12 protein-coding genes are annotated in these 17,739 nt (G+C 69.1%); 8 read left to right on the forward strand and 4 right to left on the reverse strand.

What is annotated here, in order from left to right:
• Positions 1-131 precede the first annotated feature (131 nt).
• Positions 132-1,907 (forward strand): DEAD/DEAH box helicase, encoded by a 1,776-nt coding sequence (locus F5544_RS37715; RefSeq protein ID WP_167477579.1) that lies wholly within the window; start codon positions 132-134, stop codon positions 1,905-1,907.
• A gap of 90 nt (positions 1,908-1,997) precedes the next feature.
• Positions 1,998-5,336 (forward strand): AAA domain-containing protein, encoded by a 3,339-nt coding sequence (locus tag F5544_RS37720; protein WP_238846869.1) that lies wholly within the window; start codon positions 1,998-2,000, stop codon positions 5,334-5,336.
• Between the two features lie 50 nt (positions 5,337-5,386).
• Here the strand turns inward: F5544_RS37720 and F5544_RS37725 are convergent, their stop codons facing one another.
• Both F5544_RS37725 and F5544_RS37730 read right to left on the reverse strand, forming a co-directional pair.
• Positions 5,387-6,565, reverse strand: a complete 1,179-nt coding sequence (locus tag F5544_RS37725) for an amino acid deaminase/aldolase (protein WP_167477581.1) — start codon at positions 6,563-6,565, stop codon at positions 5,387-5,389.
• A 51-nt stretch (positions 6,566-6,616) separates the two neighbouring features.
• Positions 6,617-7,096: a TetR family transcriptional regulator gene (locus tag F5544_RS37730; RefSeq protein ID WP_167477582.1), complete on the reverse strand. Its 480-nt coding sequence runs from the start codon at positions 7,094-7,096 to the stop codon at positions 6,617-6,619.
• Between the two features lie 421 nt (positions 7,097-7,517).
• Here F5544_RS37730 and F5544_RS37735 point away from each other — a divergent pair, with 421 nt between their 5' ends.
• On the forward strand, positions 7,518-8,264 hold the full coding sequence (locus F5544_RS37735) for a tyrosine-protein phosphatase (protein WP_167477583.1): 747 nt from the start codon (positions 7,518-7,520) through the stop codon (positions 8,262-8,264).
• On the opposite strand, the gene F5544_RS37740 is transcribed toward F5544_RS37735, so the two are convergent.
• The gene (locus tag F5544_RS37740) at positions 8,253-9,509 is read right to left on the reverse strand and encodes a class I adenylate-forming enzyme family protein (protein WP_167477584.1); all 1,257 of its coding nucleotides are present in this window, start codon (positions 9,507-9,509) and stop codon (positions 8,253-8,255) included. The genes F5544_RS37735 and F5544_RS37740 overlap by 12 nt on opposite strands.
• Positions 9,510-9,599: 90 nt before the next feature.
• On the reverse strand, positions 9,600-10,394 hold the full coding sequence (locus F5544_RS37745; protein ID WP_167477585.1) for an enoyl-CoA hydratase/isomerase family protein: 795 nt from the start codon (positions 10,392-10,394) through the stop codon (positions 9,600-9,602).
• A gap of 39 nt (positions 10,395-10,433) precedes the next feature.
• Here F5544_RS37745 and F5544_RS37750 point away from each other — a divergent pair, with 39 nt between their 5' ends.
• The 5 genes from F5544_RS37750 to F5544_RS37770 are packed head-to-tail and all read left to right on the forward strand — an operon-like array spanning position 10,434 to position 17,647.
• A complete protein-coding gene (locus F5544_RS37750; RefSeq protein ID WP_167477586.1) occupies positions 10,434-11,438 on the forward strand; it encodes a glutathione S-transferase family protein in 1,005 nt (334 codons plus the stop codon).
• A 40-nt stretch (positions 11,439-11,478) separates the two neighbouring features.
• Positions 11,479-12,195 (forward strand): hypothetical protein, encoded by a 717-nt coding sequence (locus F5544_RS37755; protein WP_167477587.1) that lies wholly within the window; start codon positions 11,479-11,481, stop codon positions 12,193-12,195.
• Complete coding sequence (locus F5544_RS37760; protein ID WP_167477588.1) at positions 12,192-13,109, forward strand: ATP-binding cassette domain-containing protein; 918 nt, start codon at positions 12,192-12,194, stop codon at positions 13,107-13,109. The genes F5544_RS37755 and F5544_RS37760 overlap by 4 nt, the downstream gene beginning before the upstream one ends.
• Positions 13,106-13,888 (forward strand): ABC transporter permease, encoded by a 783-nt coding sequence (locus tag F5544_RS37765; RefSeq protein ID WP_167477589.1) that lies wholly within the window; start codon positions 13,106-13,108, stop codon positions 13,886-13,888. Before F5544_RS37760 ends, F5544_RS37765 begins: the two co-directional genes overlap by 4 nt.
• A gap of 48 nt (positions 13,889-13,936) precedes the next feature.
• Positions 13,937-17,647: an ABC transporter ATP-binding protein gene (locus tag F5544_RS37770; protein ID WP_238846870.1), complete on the forward strand. Its 3,711-nt coding sequence runs from the start codon at positions 13,937-13,939 to the stop codon at positions 17,645-17,647.
• Positions 17,648-17,739: the final 92 nt, after the last annotated feature.

Genomic DNA, 17,739 nt, shown 5'->3' on the forward strand with positions numbered 1-17,739 from the left:
AACGCTACTCCGCCGAGCTGCCGCTGATCGCGAATCGGGGCAATGCGTGGACCGGCTCTCGAGTTGCCTAGGTCTCATCGCGTTGGGCCGGTGACCGGGCCGACCACGACCAGGCAGTAAACTCCTGGTCAATGAGTACCAATGAGGTCGACAGCGTTCCTGGCGACGAGAACCAGGAGACGTCCGGCCCCTCCTTCGCCGATCTCGGGATCGATGACCGCATCCTCGCGGCCATCGCCGATGTCGGCTACGAATCGCCGTCGCCGATTCAGGCCGCCACCATTCCGCCGCTGCTGGAGGGCCACGATGTGGTCGGGCTCGCGCAGACCGGCACCGGCAAAACCGCGGCATTCGCCATCCCGATCCTGATGGGAATCCAGGCGTCGGGTAAATCCCCCCGCGCCCTCGTGCTCGCGCCGACCCGCGAACTCGCGATCCAGGTCGCCGAGGCGTTCGGCCGCTATGCCGCACATCTGCCCGGCATCCATGTGCTGCCGATCTACGGCGGCCAGAGCTACGGTGTGCAGCTTTCGGGTCTGCGCCGCGGCGCGCAGGTGGTGGTCGGCACGCCCGGTCGCGTCATCGACCATCTGGAGAAGGGCACGCTCGACCTCTCGCAGCTGCAGTACCTGGTGCTCGACGAGGCCGACGAGATGCTGAAGATGGGGTTCCAGGAGGATGTCGAGCGCATCCTCGCCGACACCCCGGCGGATAAGCAGGTCGCCCTGTTCTCGGCGACGATGCCGTCGGCCATCCGCAAGATCTCCAAGCAGTACCTGCGCGAGCCGGTGGAGATCACGGTCAAGGCCAAGACCGCCACCAACACCAACATCACCCAGCGCTGGGTGCAGGTGTCGCATCAGCGCAAACTCGACGCGCTCACCCGGATACTCGAGGTCGAGTCGTTCGAGGCGATGATCATCTTCGTGCGCACCAAGCAGGCCACCGAGGAGTTGGCCGAAAAGCTTCGGGCGCGCGGTTTCTCGGCGGCCGCCATCAACGGCGATATCGCGCAGGCGCAGCGGGAGCGGACCATCGGCCAGCTGAAGGCGGGCGCGCTGGACATCCTGGTGGCCACCGATGTCGCCGCCCGCGGTCTCGATGTGGACCGCATCTCGCATGTGGTGAACTACGACATCCCGCACGACACCGAGTCATACGTGCATCGGATCGGGCGTACGGGCCGGGCCGGGCGCAGCGGCGAGGCGCTGCTGTTCGTCGCGCCGCGGGAGCGGCACCTGCTCAAGTCGATCGAGCGGGCCACCCGGCATCCGCTCACCGAAATGCAGCTGCCGAGCGTCGAGGACGTCAACGCGCAGCGGGTGACCAAATTCGGCGACACCATCACCGAGAATCTGGCATCGGCGAATGTCGCGCTGTTCCGCAAGCTGATCGAGGACTACGAGCGCGAACACAACATTCCGCTGGTGGATATCGCGGCGGCGCTCGCGGTCGGATCGTACGACGGCGACAACTTCTTCATGGAGCCGGAACCGGAACCGGAACGCCGGGAACGGGTTCCGCGGGAGCGTCCGGCCCGCCGCTTCGAGGACGAGGAGCGGTCGCATCACCGCGGCACCGGCGCGGAGCTGGCGACCTACCGGATCAGCGTCGGCAAGCGGCACCGCGTGGTGCCCGGCGCGATCGTCGGCGCCATCGCCAACGAGGGCGGGCTGCGCCGCAGCGACTTCGGGCATATCAGCATCCGGCCCGACCACAGTCTGGTCGAACTGCCCGCGCATCTGCCGGCGGAAACGCTGGAAGCATTGCGCCGCACCAGGATCAGCGGTGTACTGATTCAGCTGCAACTCGATCAGGGACCGCCCCAGCACCGCACGCTCAGCCGCGGCCCGCGCCGCGACCGCGACAGCGTCAAGCGATTCGAACGGCGCAAGCCACGCTCTTGAGCCGGGCAGGGTACGGCCCCTGCGGCGACGCTAGCTAAGGTGTTGCCGTCCGGTGTACCCGCGGGACGCACAGGAGGGGCGCGTTTGTTCGTGTTCGGTGATCGTGTCGTCTGCACCGCCGTTGATCTCGTGCGCGCGGCGCGCTGTGAATTCGCGATGCTGCGCGCCCTCGATCGCCGGATCGGCACGCTATCGGAGGTGGCCGAGCCGGTCACCGACACCGAACCCGTGGGCGCATTCGATGATTCGCACGCGCGCAGGCTCGCCGATCTGCGGGACCGGTTCGGCGGCGCGCTGGTCGATGTGCGGCTGCACGCGGAGTTGCCCGACGATCCGGCGGCCAGGATCGCCGCGCTGCGAACCGCGCACACCGAAACCGTCACGGCGTTGCGGGCGGGGGTGCATGTGGTGCACCGCGCCACCTTCTTCGACGGAAGGTTCGCCAGCACCTGCGATTTCCTGGTCCGGGCCGGGCATCGGGTGCGCTACACCGTGCAGGGCACCCACCGGGGCGGGCCCGATACCGTCGGCGCCGCACTTGAACTCGCCGCCTGCGCCGACGCGCTGGACGGCAGCGGCGCGCTCACCGCGCCGGTGGTCCGGTTGTTCACCGGCGAGCAGTGCACGGATTACCCACTGAGCGAACTGCTTCCGATCTACGGTGCGCGCAGGCGCAGGCTGGAGCGGATCCTCGACGAGAAACTCGGTGAGCTGCTGCCCGCGCAGTGGGGCGATCAACGCTATCTCGCATGCGGACGATGCCCGGACTGCACCGCGGCCATCGCGGGGGCCCGCGACCTGTTCCTGGTGGCCGGAATGGCGAACACCACGCGGGCGCGGCTGCGCGAGGCCGGTGTGCACACCATCGACCGGCTGGCCGTCACCCAGGCGAACGTGCGGGGTGTGTCCCCGCGCGCCCTCGCCACGCTGCGCCGCCAGGCCGAAATCCAGCTGCGCCGCGAGGTTTCCGGACAGCCGACGCATACGCTGGTCGATGCGATCGCGCTGGGCGCGCTGCCGCCGCCGTCACCCGGGGATCTCGCGCTGACCATCGCGGACGGCGTTGTCGAGCTCGGCAATTCGGATGCGGTGCTGCTCTCGTTCCGGGACGCCGAACTCGGGCGCGGCCTCACCGAGCTGCTGGAACTGGTCGCCGAGGAACGGCTGCGGCATCCGGATCTGCATATCTACCACTACACCTCGCGGGTGCGCGCGGATCTGCTGCGGCATACCGCCGCGTGCGGGGTCGGCGAGGAGAGCGCGGGTGAACTGCTGCGGGCCGGTGTGCTGGTCGACCTGTATCCGATCGTGCGCAACGCGATGCTGGTCGGCGAACGCTCGTACGAACTGCCCGGACTACGCGGCCTCCTACCGGATTCGGTTGCGGCGGAACGGGATTGCGTCACCGTGCTGCGGCTGCGGGATTGGCTGCTGGACCGCGCCGCCGAACAGCATCCGGTGCTGCCCGCGCCGACGCTGGCGCCGATCGGCTCCTGGTGTCTGGTGCCGGGACCCGAGGAGCCCGGCCCGCACGACCTGGCCGATCCGCTGGCCGGGCCGTCATCCATCGCGGCGGCGCTCACCGAATTCGTCAACACCCTGGCCGATTCGCCCCCGCACCACCCCGCGGCCATGATGGCCGCGGCGCTGGGCTATCACCGCCGCGAGCGCCAGCCGCTGTGGTGGGCGCATACCGACCGGCTCAGTCATCCGGTGGACGAATGGGCCGACGCGCCCGGTGTGCTCGTCGCCGAATGGGGCACCGTGGATACGAAATGGCATCGCAGCCCATCGGCGGGCAGGAGCGGAGCGACCCGGGAATCGACACAGCGGCCGACCATGCGCCGATATCTCACCCTGACCGGGCGGATCGGCAGCGGCGGCGCGAACTCGGTATTAGCGCCCGGCACAACGGTTTACACGTTCTACGACCATCCGGTGGCCGCGGGTATGGTCGCCGCGATCGGCAAGCGGGCCACCGCGAGCGCGACGGTGCTCGGCTGCTCGGTGGACGCCGACTTCGATGACACGGTCCGCCTGGAGGAACTGCTGCCCGAGGGCTGTGAACCATACGACGAACTGCCGATCGCCATCGCGCCGGGACTGCCCGCCTGGGACGAAAGCACCGAGGACGCGGTCGAATACGCGGCGCAACAGCTGCTCGTCGCGCTGCCGCGGATCCCGTACGGCGCCCTCTTCGACATCCTGTGCCTGCGCAGACCCCGGATGCGCCGGGCGCTTTCGCTACCGGAGGTGCACGGCGACCACGCGGCGGCCATCACCGCCGCCGTCCGCGATCTGGACGATTCCTATATCGCCGTACAGGGTCCGTCGGGCACCGGTAAGACCTCCACCGTCGCCCGGGTGCTGGAACGCCTGGTCACCATGCACCGGTGGCGGATCGGCGTTGTCGCGCAGGCGCATTCGACGGTGGAGCAGCTGCTCGACGCGGTGGTGCGGGTCGGCGTGCTACCGGAACTGGTCGCCAAGAAGGACGTTCAGGCGGTGAAACCGGAGTGGGCCGTCATCGATGCGGCGCGCTATCCGCGATTCCTGGACAACTCCGTCAACGGATGCGTGATCGGCGGCCTGCCAACGGATTTCGCGAACGACGCGATCGTGCCCGCGGGCAGGCTGGATCTGCTGGTAATCGCCGACGCGGGCGGTTTCCCGCTGGCCGATACCGCCGCGGTCGCGGTGAGCACCCGGAATCTGTTGCTGCTCGGCGATCTCGCGCCGGCCACCGCGCGGGCCACTCATCCGGAGCCCGTCGGCATGTCGGTGCTGAACTGGCTGGTCCAGGGACGCGCGACGCTGCCTGCCGAGCGCGGCTATTTCCTGGACCGCACCTGGCGCATGCATCCGGCGGTATGCGGGCCGATCTCCCGGCTCTGCTACGACAATCGGCTGCGCTCCAACGAAACCGTCACGCTGGCACGCAATCTCGAGGGTGTCGAGCCGGGAATCGAAACCGTCCTCGTCGAACATCACGGCAATGCCACCGAATCCGATGCCGAGGCCCGTGAGGTGGTGCGCCGGGTGCGCGCCATGCTCGGTGCCGCGTGGACCATCGGCGCGGTCACCAGGCGGCTGCATCCGCACGATATCTTCGTGGTCGCCCCATACGGCGCTCAGGTCGGCCGGATTCGAACGCTGTTGGCGCGGGCCAAGATCGAGGATGTGCTCGTCGGCACCGCGGACCGGTTCCGCGGCCGGGAGGCGGCCGTCGTACTGCTCTCGATGACGACATCCAGTCCGGCCGACGCCCCATACGGTATGCCGTTCCTGTTGTCGCGCACGCTGATTCAGGCCGCGCTGTGCCGGGCCATGTGGAAGGCGATCATCATCCGCTCACCGCTGCTCACCGAATACCTGCCGCCGGACACCGGCGAATTGGCCGATCTAGCGGGTTTCCTCACCTTGAGCTAGAGCATCGCGAAGCGATTCGATGGGGGGCGGCGGTCGGGTGACGGGTGGGCCTAGCCGAAGCATTTGCCTTCGCCGCGGTAGGTCGGCACCGTGGTGCGCGTACCGTCGGCGTCCACCAGATGCACCCGGTCGAAGCGTTCGCACAGTTCACCGGCCTTGGCGTGGCGGAACCACACCCGGTCCCCGATCCGCGTCTCGGCGGCGCCGGACAGCGGTGTCTGCACCTCGCCCGCGCCCTCGGTGCCGATCAGCTTCAATCCGGTGGGCCACACCGGTTTCGGCACCCGCGACGGTCCGGCCGGGCCGGAGGCGATATAGCCGCCCGCGAATACGGTCGCGATCGACGGCGTCGGTTTGCGCAGCACCGGGGTCGCGAAAAACAGTGCGGGCCTTGGGGTGAAGGCCCGATAGTGATCGAAAAGCGTTGGCACGTAAAGTCCGGAGCCCGCGGTCACCTCGGTGACGTCCGGATCGGCGATGCTCACCTCGATGGATCCGGTGCCGCCGCTGTTGACGATCTCCAGCTTGCCGACCTCGGCGCGCACCGCGTCGAGCACAGTGCGGCGGCGCTTGCCGATTTCGGCGGCGGAGGCCCGCTTCACCAGCCGCACCGCGATATTGCTGTCGGGCAGTCCGGCGATCTGCGCCTCATAGGTCATCACGCCGACCACGTCGAAACCGCGTCGCCGAGCCGCCGAGGCCAACGCCGCCGCCTGTTCCGGAGTGCGGATCGGCGAGCGGCGGACGCCGAGGTGCAGCGGACCGATCCGCAGCGAGGCGTCCACGTCGAGGCAGATCCGCGGCCGCACCAGCTCGCTGCCGACCGCGGCCCGGATGAATTCCAGCTGCGCGATGTCGTCGACCATGAGGGTGATCGACTGCCGCAGCGTGTCGTCGGCGGCCAGTTCGGCGAGCCCGGACCGGTCGACCGTCGGATACCCGAGCAGGACGTCGCGCGCGCCGAGTCCGACCAGCCAGATCGCCTCGGCCAGCGAATAGGACATGATGCCCGCGAAACCGCCCGCCGCCGTCAGGCCGGTGCCGAGTACCTCCTCCAGCACCGCGCGGCAGCGCACCGATTTGCTCGCGACCCGCACCGGAACCCCGTTGGCGCGGCGGATCAGGTCCGCGGCATTGGCGCGCAACGCGCCGAGGTCCAGCGCGGCCAGCGGCGGATCCAACTCGGCGGTGGCCGCGTGCAGACCCGCAATGGGCGACGTGACTGTCACCCGAACAACTCAACCACCAAACTGGTCATACGTCCAGCATGGCGCGTGGGTTCAGACCTCGACGGCCTTCGTCGCGAGGCTGCTCACCAGGTCGTCCAGGACGACCAGCATGGTTTCGTCGTTGCAGTCGGCCAACCACCGCAGCACCGTGCCCTGCAGCACGGAAACCGTGTAGGTCGCGATGGCGTCCACCGGCTCCAGCCACTGCGCACCGGAGCGATCCGCGCACAGCTGCAGGAATGAGGCCACCTCGGAGTCCATATGCCGGAACGCCGCGGCCGCCGACGGGTCCGCGACACAGTCGGTATGGACCTCCCAGTGCTTGCGCAGCGTATGCACTGTCTCCTCGTAGGCCCGGATCTGCTTGTTCGGGGTGGCCTTGACCAGCGGCCAGTATGCACTGACCCCGGCATGCAGCAGCACCCGCAGCGCTCGAACTCCGGTGATATCGAGCGAGGCCGCGGCCTTCTCGATCGCATCGCAGATGGTCGGCCGTAACCGCGCCTCCGCTATATCTCCACTCGCACTCAACGACGACTCCCTCGGCGAAAGAATTCCCGCACCCTCGTCGGCGCGACCTCGCGGGTCGCGCGTGATGGTTCCCTGCTTGGAAATCCCCAGGCTGCCCGGTCCAACATTCATCAATGGTAGAAGGTTTTCAAGGTTTAAGAACAGGTTCAGTGGGTAATTCCAGACTGGAAGAATGTTTTGTTACCCAAACGGAACACCTCCGCGACCAACCGGTTGCGGCCGTAATCCGCTTCCTGGGCGTCGATCTCGACCCTGCCCGGCCGAGACACAGACCATTGACGACTCTACGGACGAACCCCCGCGCCGAGGCGAACCTGTGGGGCATCACACAGGCGAACCGCACGAACCGGACATCTGGCCGTGCGTTGTTCGATCCGCGAACGACACCATCGCGATACCGCGGAATGGATAGCCTGGATCGGTGACTCTCTCGCCGCCCGCCGATCAGTTCTATCTCTCCGGAACATTCAACTTCCGCGACACCGGCGGCCTGCGCACCGTCGACGGCGCCCGCGTGCGCTCCGGCGTGCTGCTGCGCTCGGCCCAGTTGACCGGACTCGACCACCGCGGCCATGCGGCGCTGCGCGAACTCCGCGTCAGCGATGTGCACGACCTGCGCGGCATCAGCGAGATCGAATACCACGGCGCGGACAACCTGCCCGACGAGGTCCGGCTGCACGTCACCCCGTTCGATCCGCGGATGGGTAAGGAGCCACCGCACGAGGCGCAGACCGAATCGGCACTGGCGCACATGCACCAGGTCTACCGGATGTTCCCGCTCATGGCGGAGGCGAACGCGGCCATCGTGACGCTCGCCGAATCGCTCGTCCGCGGCGACGGCGCGGTGCTCGTGCACTGCGCGGCGGGCAAGGACCGCACCGGCTGGTCGGTGGCCACCATCCTGCGCGCCGTCGGCGTGAGCGAGGCGGACATCCTGGCCGACTTCCTGCTCAGCAATGCCGCGGTCCCCTCACTGCGCGCCATGCTCACCCCCAAACTGTCCGCGGGCGAACAGCTTTCGGAGGACATCCTGGGCGTGCGCGAGGAATACCTCGCCATCGCGACCGCGTCGGCGATGGACGCGCACGGGCATATCGACACCTACCTGGAGGCCATCGGCCTGACCGTCGAGGTGCGCGAGCACCTGAAGAACCGGCTACTGGAGTGACCCCACCCGGCGCACCAGCCCGTCCGGATCGATGATGACCTGGGCGCCGGTATGGAACCAGGTTCCGGTGAAACCGGCCTCGGTGGCCATCGGATCGTTCCAATAGCGGCGGCTGACATTCGGTCCGCGACAGAGCAATTCGCCGTGACCCAGCTCGGCCCGCGGCCCGCACAGCGCCAATTCGGTTCCGCCGAAGGGGAATCCGAGCGCCGATCCGAGACCGTGGCCCGTGCTGTGGTCCACCGCGAGTCCGATACCGCAGGTTTCGGTCGCACCCCAGATCGACCACTGGTGGGCGGCCGGGAAGATATCGCGCAGCGCCGCCGCCAATTCCATGGAATCGGTTGGCGCGGCGGCCCGTTCGGATCGGTGACCGGCCGTGCTCACCCGGGCGACGCCGTCGGTGCACAGCCCGTCGGTGCGCAGCGCGGACAGTTCCGGCAGCAGCCGCGCGAAAATGCGCGGGGTCGCCGAAACCATATCGATCCGTTCGGCCACAAGGGTTTCCGCGAGCCGGTCGGTATCCGGCGCGAGCACGACGGTGCCGCCGACCGCGAACGTCGACAGCATCTGATCGACGCAACCGCTGGCATGGGCCAGCGGCAGCAGCACCAGATTGCGCAGACCATCTGTCGGCAGATCCAGCGTGCCGACCACGGAACGTATTGCGGACAGCAGGTTTTCGTTCGTCAGCTCGACACCCTTCGGCGCGGCCGCGTCGCCGGTGTAGCACAGCAGCGCCAGATCGTTCAGCGCGGCGCCGTCATCGATGAAGGCCGCACCGTCCGGCAGTTCGAAATCGGCGCACCGGGAAGCGGATCCGGTCCGGCCCAGCACGAAATCCGCTCTGCTGTCCAGGATCACCTGTTCGGCGACCACGTCGGGCAGGGCGTCATCCACCAGCACGGGCACCGCACCGCTCAGCAGCGCGCCGAGAAAGGCCCGCACCCAGCGCACGCCCGCGGGCATCCGGATGGCCACCCGATCGCCGTAACCGATGCCGTGCTCCTGCAGTCCGCCCGCGATCCGCGACGCGGAGTGCCACAATTCGCGATAGGTGAGCCGGACGCCGCCGGACTCCACCACCGCCTCCCTGCCGCCGAACGCGTGCACCTGCAGGTCGAGCAGTTCGGTGAGCGCGGGTGTCAGGTTGCCGTAGCGCAGCACCCCGTCCGCGCCGCGGGCCAGCGGCGGATCGATGGCGTGCGGATGGGATAGGGGGTATTCGACCAGTAGCTGCGACATCCGTCCTCCGCGATCGAGCCGGCAGGCATTGCCGACTATATGACCGAAGTCACACCGATGCGCGAATAGGCGATGAACGTGTCCTGCTTGTCACCGGCCGGTATAGCTGGCCTTCCCCGGACCGACCTCGAGGAAGCTGCGCACCGCGCCCTTCAGGTCATCGGTATCGAACAGCTGGCCCGACACCTCCGGCGTCACCGAATCCGCGTGTGCGACACCGCCGGACCGCCACGCCTCGATGATCCGCTTGGTCGCCGCATGCGCCCGGGTCGGGCCGTCGGCCAGTCGGCGCGTGAGATTCCTTGCCGCGCTTTCGATGTCCTCGTGCACCGCGTTGACGACACCCCAATCGGCCATGGTCGCGGCGTCGTAGAGGTCGCCGGTCATCACGAATTCGCGGGCCCGGCCCGAACCCGCGCGCTCGGCGAGCCGCTGCGGTCCGCCCATCGACGGCGTCAGGCCGACGACGGTCTCCACCAGACCGAATTTCGCCCGCGGCGCGGCCAGGATGATGTCGCAGGCCAGCGCGATCTCGAAGGCGGCGGTCAAGGTCAGCCCGTGCGCGGCGAATACGACGGGGCACGGCAGCGCCTCCAGCGGATGGATGATCCGCGCGAACAGGGTGCGCCACAGGTCGGCGCCCTGGTCCGGGGTCAGGCCGTCGAAGACGTGCACGTCGACGCCGCCGGACACCACCTTGCCCTCGGCGCGCAGCAGCAGGGCGCGCGGCGGACGCGCGGTCAGCTCGGTCAGGTCCGCGGTCAACGCGTCGAGCACGGCCTTGTCGAAGAGGTTGAGCGGCGGATGCGCGAGCGTCAGCGTCGCGACCTCCGCACCGCCCGATGTGGTCGTCCGTTCCAGCCGGGTGGGCTTGGTGTCGTTCATGTCCGGCAGCTTAAGCGCCGAATCTGAAACACTGAGACGGTGACCACACAGGCCTCGTACGTCGAACCCGGTGAGTTCAAGCGCGACACCAACTACATCACCACCCGGATCACCGCCGACGGACGCGATGGCTACCCCGTCGAGCCGGACCGGTACCGCCTGGTGGCCGCGCGCGCCTGCCCGTGGGCGAATCGCACGCTGATCGTGCGTCGCCTGCTCGGCCTGGAGCAGGTGCTCTCGCTCGGACTGTGCGGCCCGACCCACGACAAGCTCAGCTGGACCTTCGATCTGGATCCCGGCGGGGTCGATCCGGTGCTCGGCATCCCCCGGCTGCGGGACGCGTATCTGAAGCGCTTCCCCGACTATCCGCGCGGGATCACCGTGCCCGCGATCGTCGACGTGCCCAGCGGCGAGGTGGTCACCAACGACTACGCGCGGATCACCCTGGATTTCGCCACCGAATGGACCGCCTACCACCGGCCGGGTGCGCCGCGGCTGTATCCGGAGGAGTCGCGCGCGGAGATCGACGCGGTCAACGACGTGGTGTTCCGCGATGTCAACAACGGCGTCTACCGCTGCGGGTTCGCCGGATCCCAGCGGGCGTACGAGGCGGCATACGACCGGCTGTTCGCCCGCCTCGACTGGCTCTCGGATCGCCTTGCCGCCCAACGGTTCCTGGTCGGCGACACGATCACCGAGGCCGATGTGCGGCTGTTCACCACGCTGGTCCGCTTCGACCCGGTGTATCACGGGCATTTCAAGACCAACCGGTGCAAGCTCACCGAGCTGCCGGTGCTGTGGGCATACGCCCGCGACCTGTTCCAGACGCCGGGATTCGGCGACACGATCGATTTCGGACAGATCAAGACGCACTACTACGTCGTGCACGCCGACATCAACCCGACCGGCGTGGTGCCCAAGGGTCCGGACCTGTCGAACTGGCTCACCCCGCACGGCCGGGAAGCGCTGGGCGGCAGGCCGTTCGGCGACGGAACCGCGCCGCCACCGCCGCCGCTCAGCGAACGGGTACCCGCACTGCCGTAGAGTTCTGATCAGCGTTGACGCAGAAAAAGGGGTGTTGCCGATGAGCAGCGGCGCGTTCGAGAAAACCGTGGTCGCGTTGTTGGAGAACGGGTCACGGTTGCAGGCGCCCGCGGTCGCCAAATACGTCGACCGGCTGCGGCGCTCGCATCCCGCCGAACGCCCGGCGCAGATCGTGGAACGGCTGGAGAAGCAGTACCTGCTCGCGGTCACCGGCAGCGGCAGCGCGGTCGGCGCGACCGCGGCGGTGCCCGGGGTCGGCACCATCACCTCGCTGGCCGCGGTCGGTGCGGAAACCGCATTCTTCCTGGAGGCATCGGCACTGTTCACGCTGGCGGTGGCGGCGGTGCACGGCGTCTCGCCGGAGGACCGGGCACAGCGCCGGGCCCTGGTGCTCGCGGTGGTGCTCGGCGATACCGGAATGGAGATAGTCGAGAAGACCGTCGGGCATTCGGCGAAGAACTGGGGCACGCTGCTGGCCACCCGGATTCCGGGGCTCTCCGGCATGAACGATTCGCTGATGAAGCGGTTCATCGTGCGCTTCCTCACCAAGCGGATGGCGCTCACCGCGGGCAAGATCATCCCGGCCGGAATCGGCGCGGTGATCGGCGGCGTCGGCAACCGCGCGCTCGGCAGGACGACGATTGCGAACGCGCGCAAGGCATTCGGCCCCGCGCCCGTGGTGTGGCCCGCCGACCGGCACCTGATCATCGACGCCGATCCGCTGCCCGCCATCGACGCCAACGGCGCCGACCGATGAGCACCCGGCGCCCCGCCATCACCGTCCGCGGCCTGACCAAGCGTTTCGCGACCGCGTCGGCGGTGGAGAACATCGGCTTCACCGTGCCCGAGGGCACCACCGCCGCACTCGTCGGGCCCGTCGGCTCCGGTAAGACGACCGTGCTGCGCCTGCTGCTCGGACTGATCGAACCCACTTCCGGCACAACGACTCTCGACGGCACCGCGCACGGCATGCTGACGCCGCGCGGTCTGCATCCGGCCCGCACCGCGAGCGATCACCTGCGGGTGTACGCGGCGGCGGCCGGGATTCCGGACGAGCGCGTCGAGCAGGTGCTCGGCCAGGTCGGGCTCGGCGAGGTGGCCGATACCAAGGCGAGCGCGCTTTCGCCCGGTGAACAGACCCGCGTGGCGCTGGCCACCGCGCTGCTCGGCGACCCGCGACTGCTGCTGCTCGACGAGCCCACCGCCGGACTGGATCCCGCCGAGCGCGGCCAGTTGCAGGATCTGCTGCGCAGGCATACCGCCCGCGGCGGCACCGTCCTGCTCACCAGCGAAAGCCTCGCCGCGGTGCTGCCCGGCGCGGATCAACTCATCGTGTTGAGCGCGGGATCGATTGTCTACCAGGGCACTCCGGCCCGGCTGCGGCGCGGTCATCCGGACCGGCTCGTCGTCACGGCGTCGACGCCGATCGCGCTGGCCACCATGCTCGCCGCCCGCGGCTACACCGACGCGGTCATGCGGCCGGACGGCAGGCTCGCGGTGGCCGAGGCGACGGCGGCGCAGATCGAGGACGCCGCCGCGGCCGCCGGGGTCAGGATCGACGGCATCGTCGCCGATCAGATCCATCCGGACCGGGTGCTCGCCGCGCTGACCAAACCCGCGCATCCGCCGGTGGTTTCCGGCCTCGCGACGCCCTACGGTATTCCCCGATGATCGAGATAATCCCGGCCGAGCTGCTGCCCGCCGTCAACTCCGAGATCCGCAAGGTCACAACGCTGCGCAGATATCAGCTGCTGGCCGCGGCGCTGGTGGTCGTCGCGATCGTCGCGGGTTCCGGATTCGCGCTGATGTCCGGCAACGCCGATCCGAAGGGGCAGCCCGCCACCGGCGCCGCGACGATCGGGCTGTATCTGGCGATGGCGGCGACCATCGTGGCCGCCGGGGTGTTCGGCGCGCTCGGCGCGGGCGAGGAGTACCGGTACCGGACCATGCCCGCCACCGTGCTGTTCACGCCGAACCGGGATCGCATCGCCATCGCCAAGTTCGCGGTCGCCGCCGGATTCGCGGTGGCCACCGCGGCGCTGGTCGAGGTGATCGGCGCGGGCTGCACGCTCGGCTTCGGGCGCGGCAAATTCGATATCGGGCTGAAGTTCTTCGCGGCGCTCGGCGGCGGGCTGGTCGCCGCGCTGTGCTGGGCGGTGCTCGGCACGGCGCTCGGGCTGCTGCTGCGCTCTGCGGCGGGTGCGGCGGCCGCGCTGCTCGGCTGGTTCATCGTCATCGAGCCGCTGATCTGGTTGATCACGAATACGTTGGGGATACCGGGATTCGCGACGCTGTTGCCGGGTTCGGCGACCGTCAGCACCGTCGTGGTCGGGTCGTTCGCCAAGAGCCACTTTCTCGCGCCCGCACCGGCGGCGGTCGTCGTGCTGGTGCTGTGGACCTCGGCGCTCGGCGTCGCCGCATGGTGGTATCTGCGCCGTCGCGAGGTCTGAGCTGCGGCGGTGGGCGACTGTCGGTAGGCGTCGCTATGGTCGATTGGTGTGAGTGTGCAGGGGGCTGATCGACCGGGGTGGATCCGGCGGCTGTGGACCGAAAGCCGGTCGCACAGCGTAGTTCTCGTTGGTATCGCATTCGTGGTGCTCGGCGGCGCGCTCGTCGATATCGCGGGCCCGCTGCTGAGCAAACATGCGATCGATGCGGCCGGAGTCGGCGATACGCATGCGATCGGGGTGGTCGCGGCGCTGCTCCTGGGGTCGGCTGTCTTCCGGTATATCGTCTCGTCCGGGCGGCGCGCGCTGGCCGGGCAGCTCTCGCTGGACGTCCAGCATTCGCTGCGCGTCCAATTGCTCACTGCGCTACAGCGTTTGGACGGTCCGGGCCAGGACGGGATCCGCACCGGACAGGTCGTCTCGCGCTCGATCACCGATCTGCAGCTCGTACAGGGCCTGCTGGCCATGGTGCCGCTGTCGACCAACGCGCTGCTGCAATTCGTGCTCGCCGCGGCGGTGATGTTCTGGCTGTCACCGCCGTTGGCGCTGGCCGCGCTGCTGGTGGTGCCCGCGATGGCGGTGGTGGTGTACCGGATCCGGCCCCGGCTCTACGCGGCGACCTGGTCGGCCCAGCAGCGCGCGGCCGACCTGGCCCAGCACGTCGAGGAGACGGTCACCGGCGTCCGGGTGGTGAAGGGTTTCGGACAGGAGGCCAGGATGGTCGACATCCTGGAGCGGCACGCGCGCACCCTGTATGCCGAACGACTGCGCGCCGCCCGCATCGATTCCCGATTCGCGCCGGCGATCGCGGCGATCCCGCAGGTCGGCCTGGTGCTGGTGATCGGGCTCGGTGGCTGGCTCGCGCTACACGGCCATATCGGGATCGGCACCTTCCTCGCCTTCGCCGCCTACGTCTCCACCATGACGTTCACCGCGCGCACCATGTCGGCGGTGGTCATCATCGCCCAGTTGACCAGGGCCGCGGCCGATCGCGTCTTCGAGATCATCGACACCGCACCCACCATCACCGATCCCCCTGCGCCGCAACCGATTCCGGAGGGTCCGCTCGGCATCGAATTCGCGGCGCTCACCTTCGGATTCGATCCGGACCGGCCGGTGCTGCGCGAATTCGACCTCACCGTGCGCCCGGGCGAGACGGTGGCCGTCATCGGGCCCGCCGGATCCGGTAAGAGCACGCTCGCGCTGTTGCTGCCGCGCTTCTATGCGCCCGATTCCGGGCACATACGCCTGTTCAACGCAGCCGGGCGGAGCCCGTCCGAAGACCCGCGCACGGCCGGAGCGAATGCGAAGGTACGCCTTTTCGGCGGCGAAAAGTCCACTGCCGCAGTGGATATCGCCGACGTATCGGCCGCCGACCTGCGCGGGGCGGTCGGCGTCGTCTTCGACGATCCATTCCTGCTCTCCGACACCATCGCCGCCAATATCGCGCTCGGCAGGCCCGAGGCCACCGAGCCGGAGATCCGGCAGGCCGCCAAACTCGCCGCCGCCGACGATTTCATCGGCGAACTGCCCGACGGCTACGACACCGTGGTCGGCGAGCGCGGGCTCACCCTCTCCGGCGGTCAGCGGCAGCGGATCGCGCTGGCCAGGGCCCTGCTCGCCCGGCCGCGCGTCCTGGTGCTCGACGACGCCACCTCCGCGGTCGACGCGGTGACCGAGGCCGCCATCTTCGACACGTTGCCCGATAACGGCGGCCGCACCACGATCATCCTGGCGCACCGCGAATCCACACTGTCCCATGCCGATCGGGTGATCCGGCTGCCCGCGCCGTCCTTGCCCGCCGGATCCGTTGCGGTGCAAGAGATCTCCAACGGAATCGGCGGGCTCGGCACGGCCGGCGGCCTCGACGCGGCCGAATCACCGGAACTGCGCCGCGATCTGGCACGTCTGCCACCGGCGACCGAGGAACCCGGTATCGACGGCGCATCATTGCGCGAACCCGACCCCGGCTTCCGGTTCCCGCGCCTGCTGCGCCCGGTGTTGCTGGTCGTGGCCGCGGTGATCGGGCTGATGGCCCTGGACGCGGTGCTCGGCGTCACTTTCCCGGCGCTGGTGCGCTACGCCATCGATCACGGTGTGACCGGCCATGATTCGAGCGCGCTCGGGCTGGCCGCGGCCATCGGCGCCGGACTGGCCGTGCTCGGCGGTATCGCCGGTGCGGCCAATATCCTGCTCACCGCCCGCACCGGCGAGCGCGTGCTCTTCGGCCTGCGGGTGCGCAGTTACGCGCACCTGCAACGGCTCGGGCTGGACTACTACGAACGCGAACTGTCCGGCCGCATCATGACCAGGATGACCACCGACGTGGACGCGCTGTCCACATTCGTACAGAACGGCGTCGCGACCTCGCTCGTCTCGGTGATCACCCTGGTGGGCATCCTGATCGCGCTGCTGCTCGTCGATGTCGGGCTGGCCACCGTCGTGCTGCTCGCGCTGCCGCCGCTGGTGGTCGCGACGCTGATCTTCCGCCGGGTCTCCGCGCGCGCGTATTCGATCTCCCGCGAACGGGTTTCGACCGTCAACGCGGACTTCCAGGAGAATGTCGCGGGCCTGCGCGCCGTCCAGGCAAACCGCTACGAACCGGCCGCCGCGCGCCGCTTCACCGAATACTCGACCCGCTATCGCGACAGCAGGTTTCGCGCGCAGCTGGCCATCGCGCTGTACTTCGGATTCGTCGCGGCCTGGGGCGATCTGGCGCTCGCCGCGGTGGTGTGGTTCGGGGCGCGGGAGGTCGCGCACGGCACGACCAGTCCGGGCACGCTGGTCGCGTTCATGCTCTATCTCGAGCTGCTGTTCGCCCCGATCGTGCAGCTCTCGCAGACCTTCGACGGCTATCAGCAGGCCGCGGTCGGGCTGCGCCGGATCGGCGAATTGCTGCGCACCCCGTCCACCATCGCCGCCGACCCACCCGACGCGGTAGCCATCGACGGCCCGCTGCACGGCGCGGTCGACCTCGACGGCGTGCACTTCCACTACCCGGGCACCACGCTGCCCGCCCTCGACGGCATCGATCTGCATCTCGCGCCCGGTGAAACGCTCGCCCTGGTCGGCGCGACCGGCGCAGGCAAGTCCACCATCGTCAAGTTATTGGCACGTCTGTACGATCTGCCCGCCGATTCCCCGGCGCCGGTCCGGGTCGACGGCATCGACATCCGGCGCTACCGACTCGCCGACTACCGGTCGCGACTAGGCATCGTCCCCCAGGAAGCGCACCTGTTCACCGGCGACGTCGCGAGCAATATCGCCTTCGGCAGACCCGATGCCACCGAGGCCGAGATCACAGCCGCCGCGGCGGCCGTCGGCGCGGCGGACATGATCGCGGCGCTGCCCGGCGGGATGCGTCATCCGGTCGGCGAGCGCGGCCGCGGACTGTCCGCTGGTCAGCGCCAGCTCATCGCGCTGGCCCGCGCCGAATTGGTCGATCCCGATCTGCTGCTGCTCGACGAGGCCACCGCGACCCTCGACCCGGCTACCGAGGACGCGGTGCTGGTAGCGAGCCGGTCGCTGGCGCGCGGGCGCAGCACGGTCGTCGTCGCGCATCGCCTCGCGACGGCGGCGCGGGCCGATCGGATCGCGGTGGTCGATCACGGCCGGATCTCGGAAACCGGCACACATATCGAACTGCTGGCCGCCCGTGGGCCGTATGCCCGACTGTGGGCGGCGGCACAGCATACCGAAGGAATATTCTCGGTAACGGACGAGTCGTCATCGATGGAGTCGGGTCTGTCCGGTGGTCCGTAGATCCGCCGATTTGCTGCTGGGCCTATCCTCAGATAGGGCGCATCGGCGCGCATCCGCTGATCCCCGTGCCGGGCACGTCACAAACGTCGCAG

The sequence above is a fragment of the Nocardia arthritidis genome (assembly GCF_011801145.1).
Taxonomy (GTDB): domain Bacteria; phylum Actinomycetota; class Actinomycetes; order Mycobacteriales; family Mycobacteriaceae; genus Nocardia; species Nocardia arthritidis_A.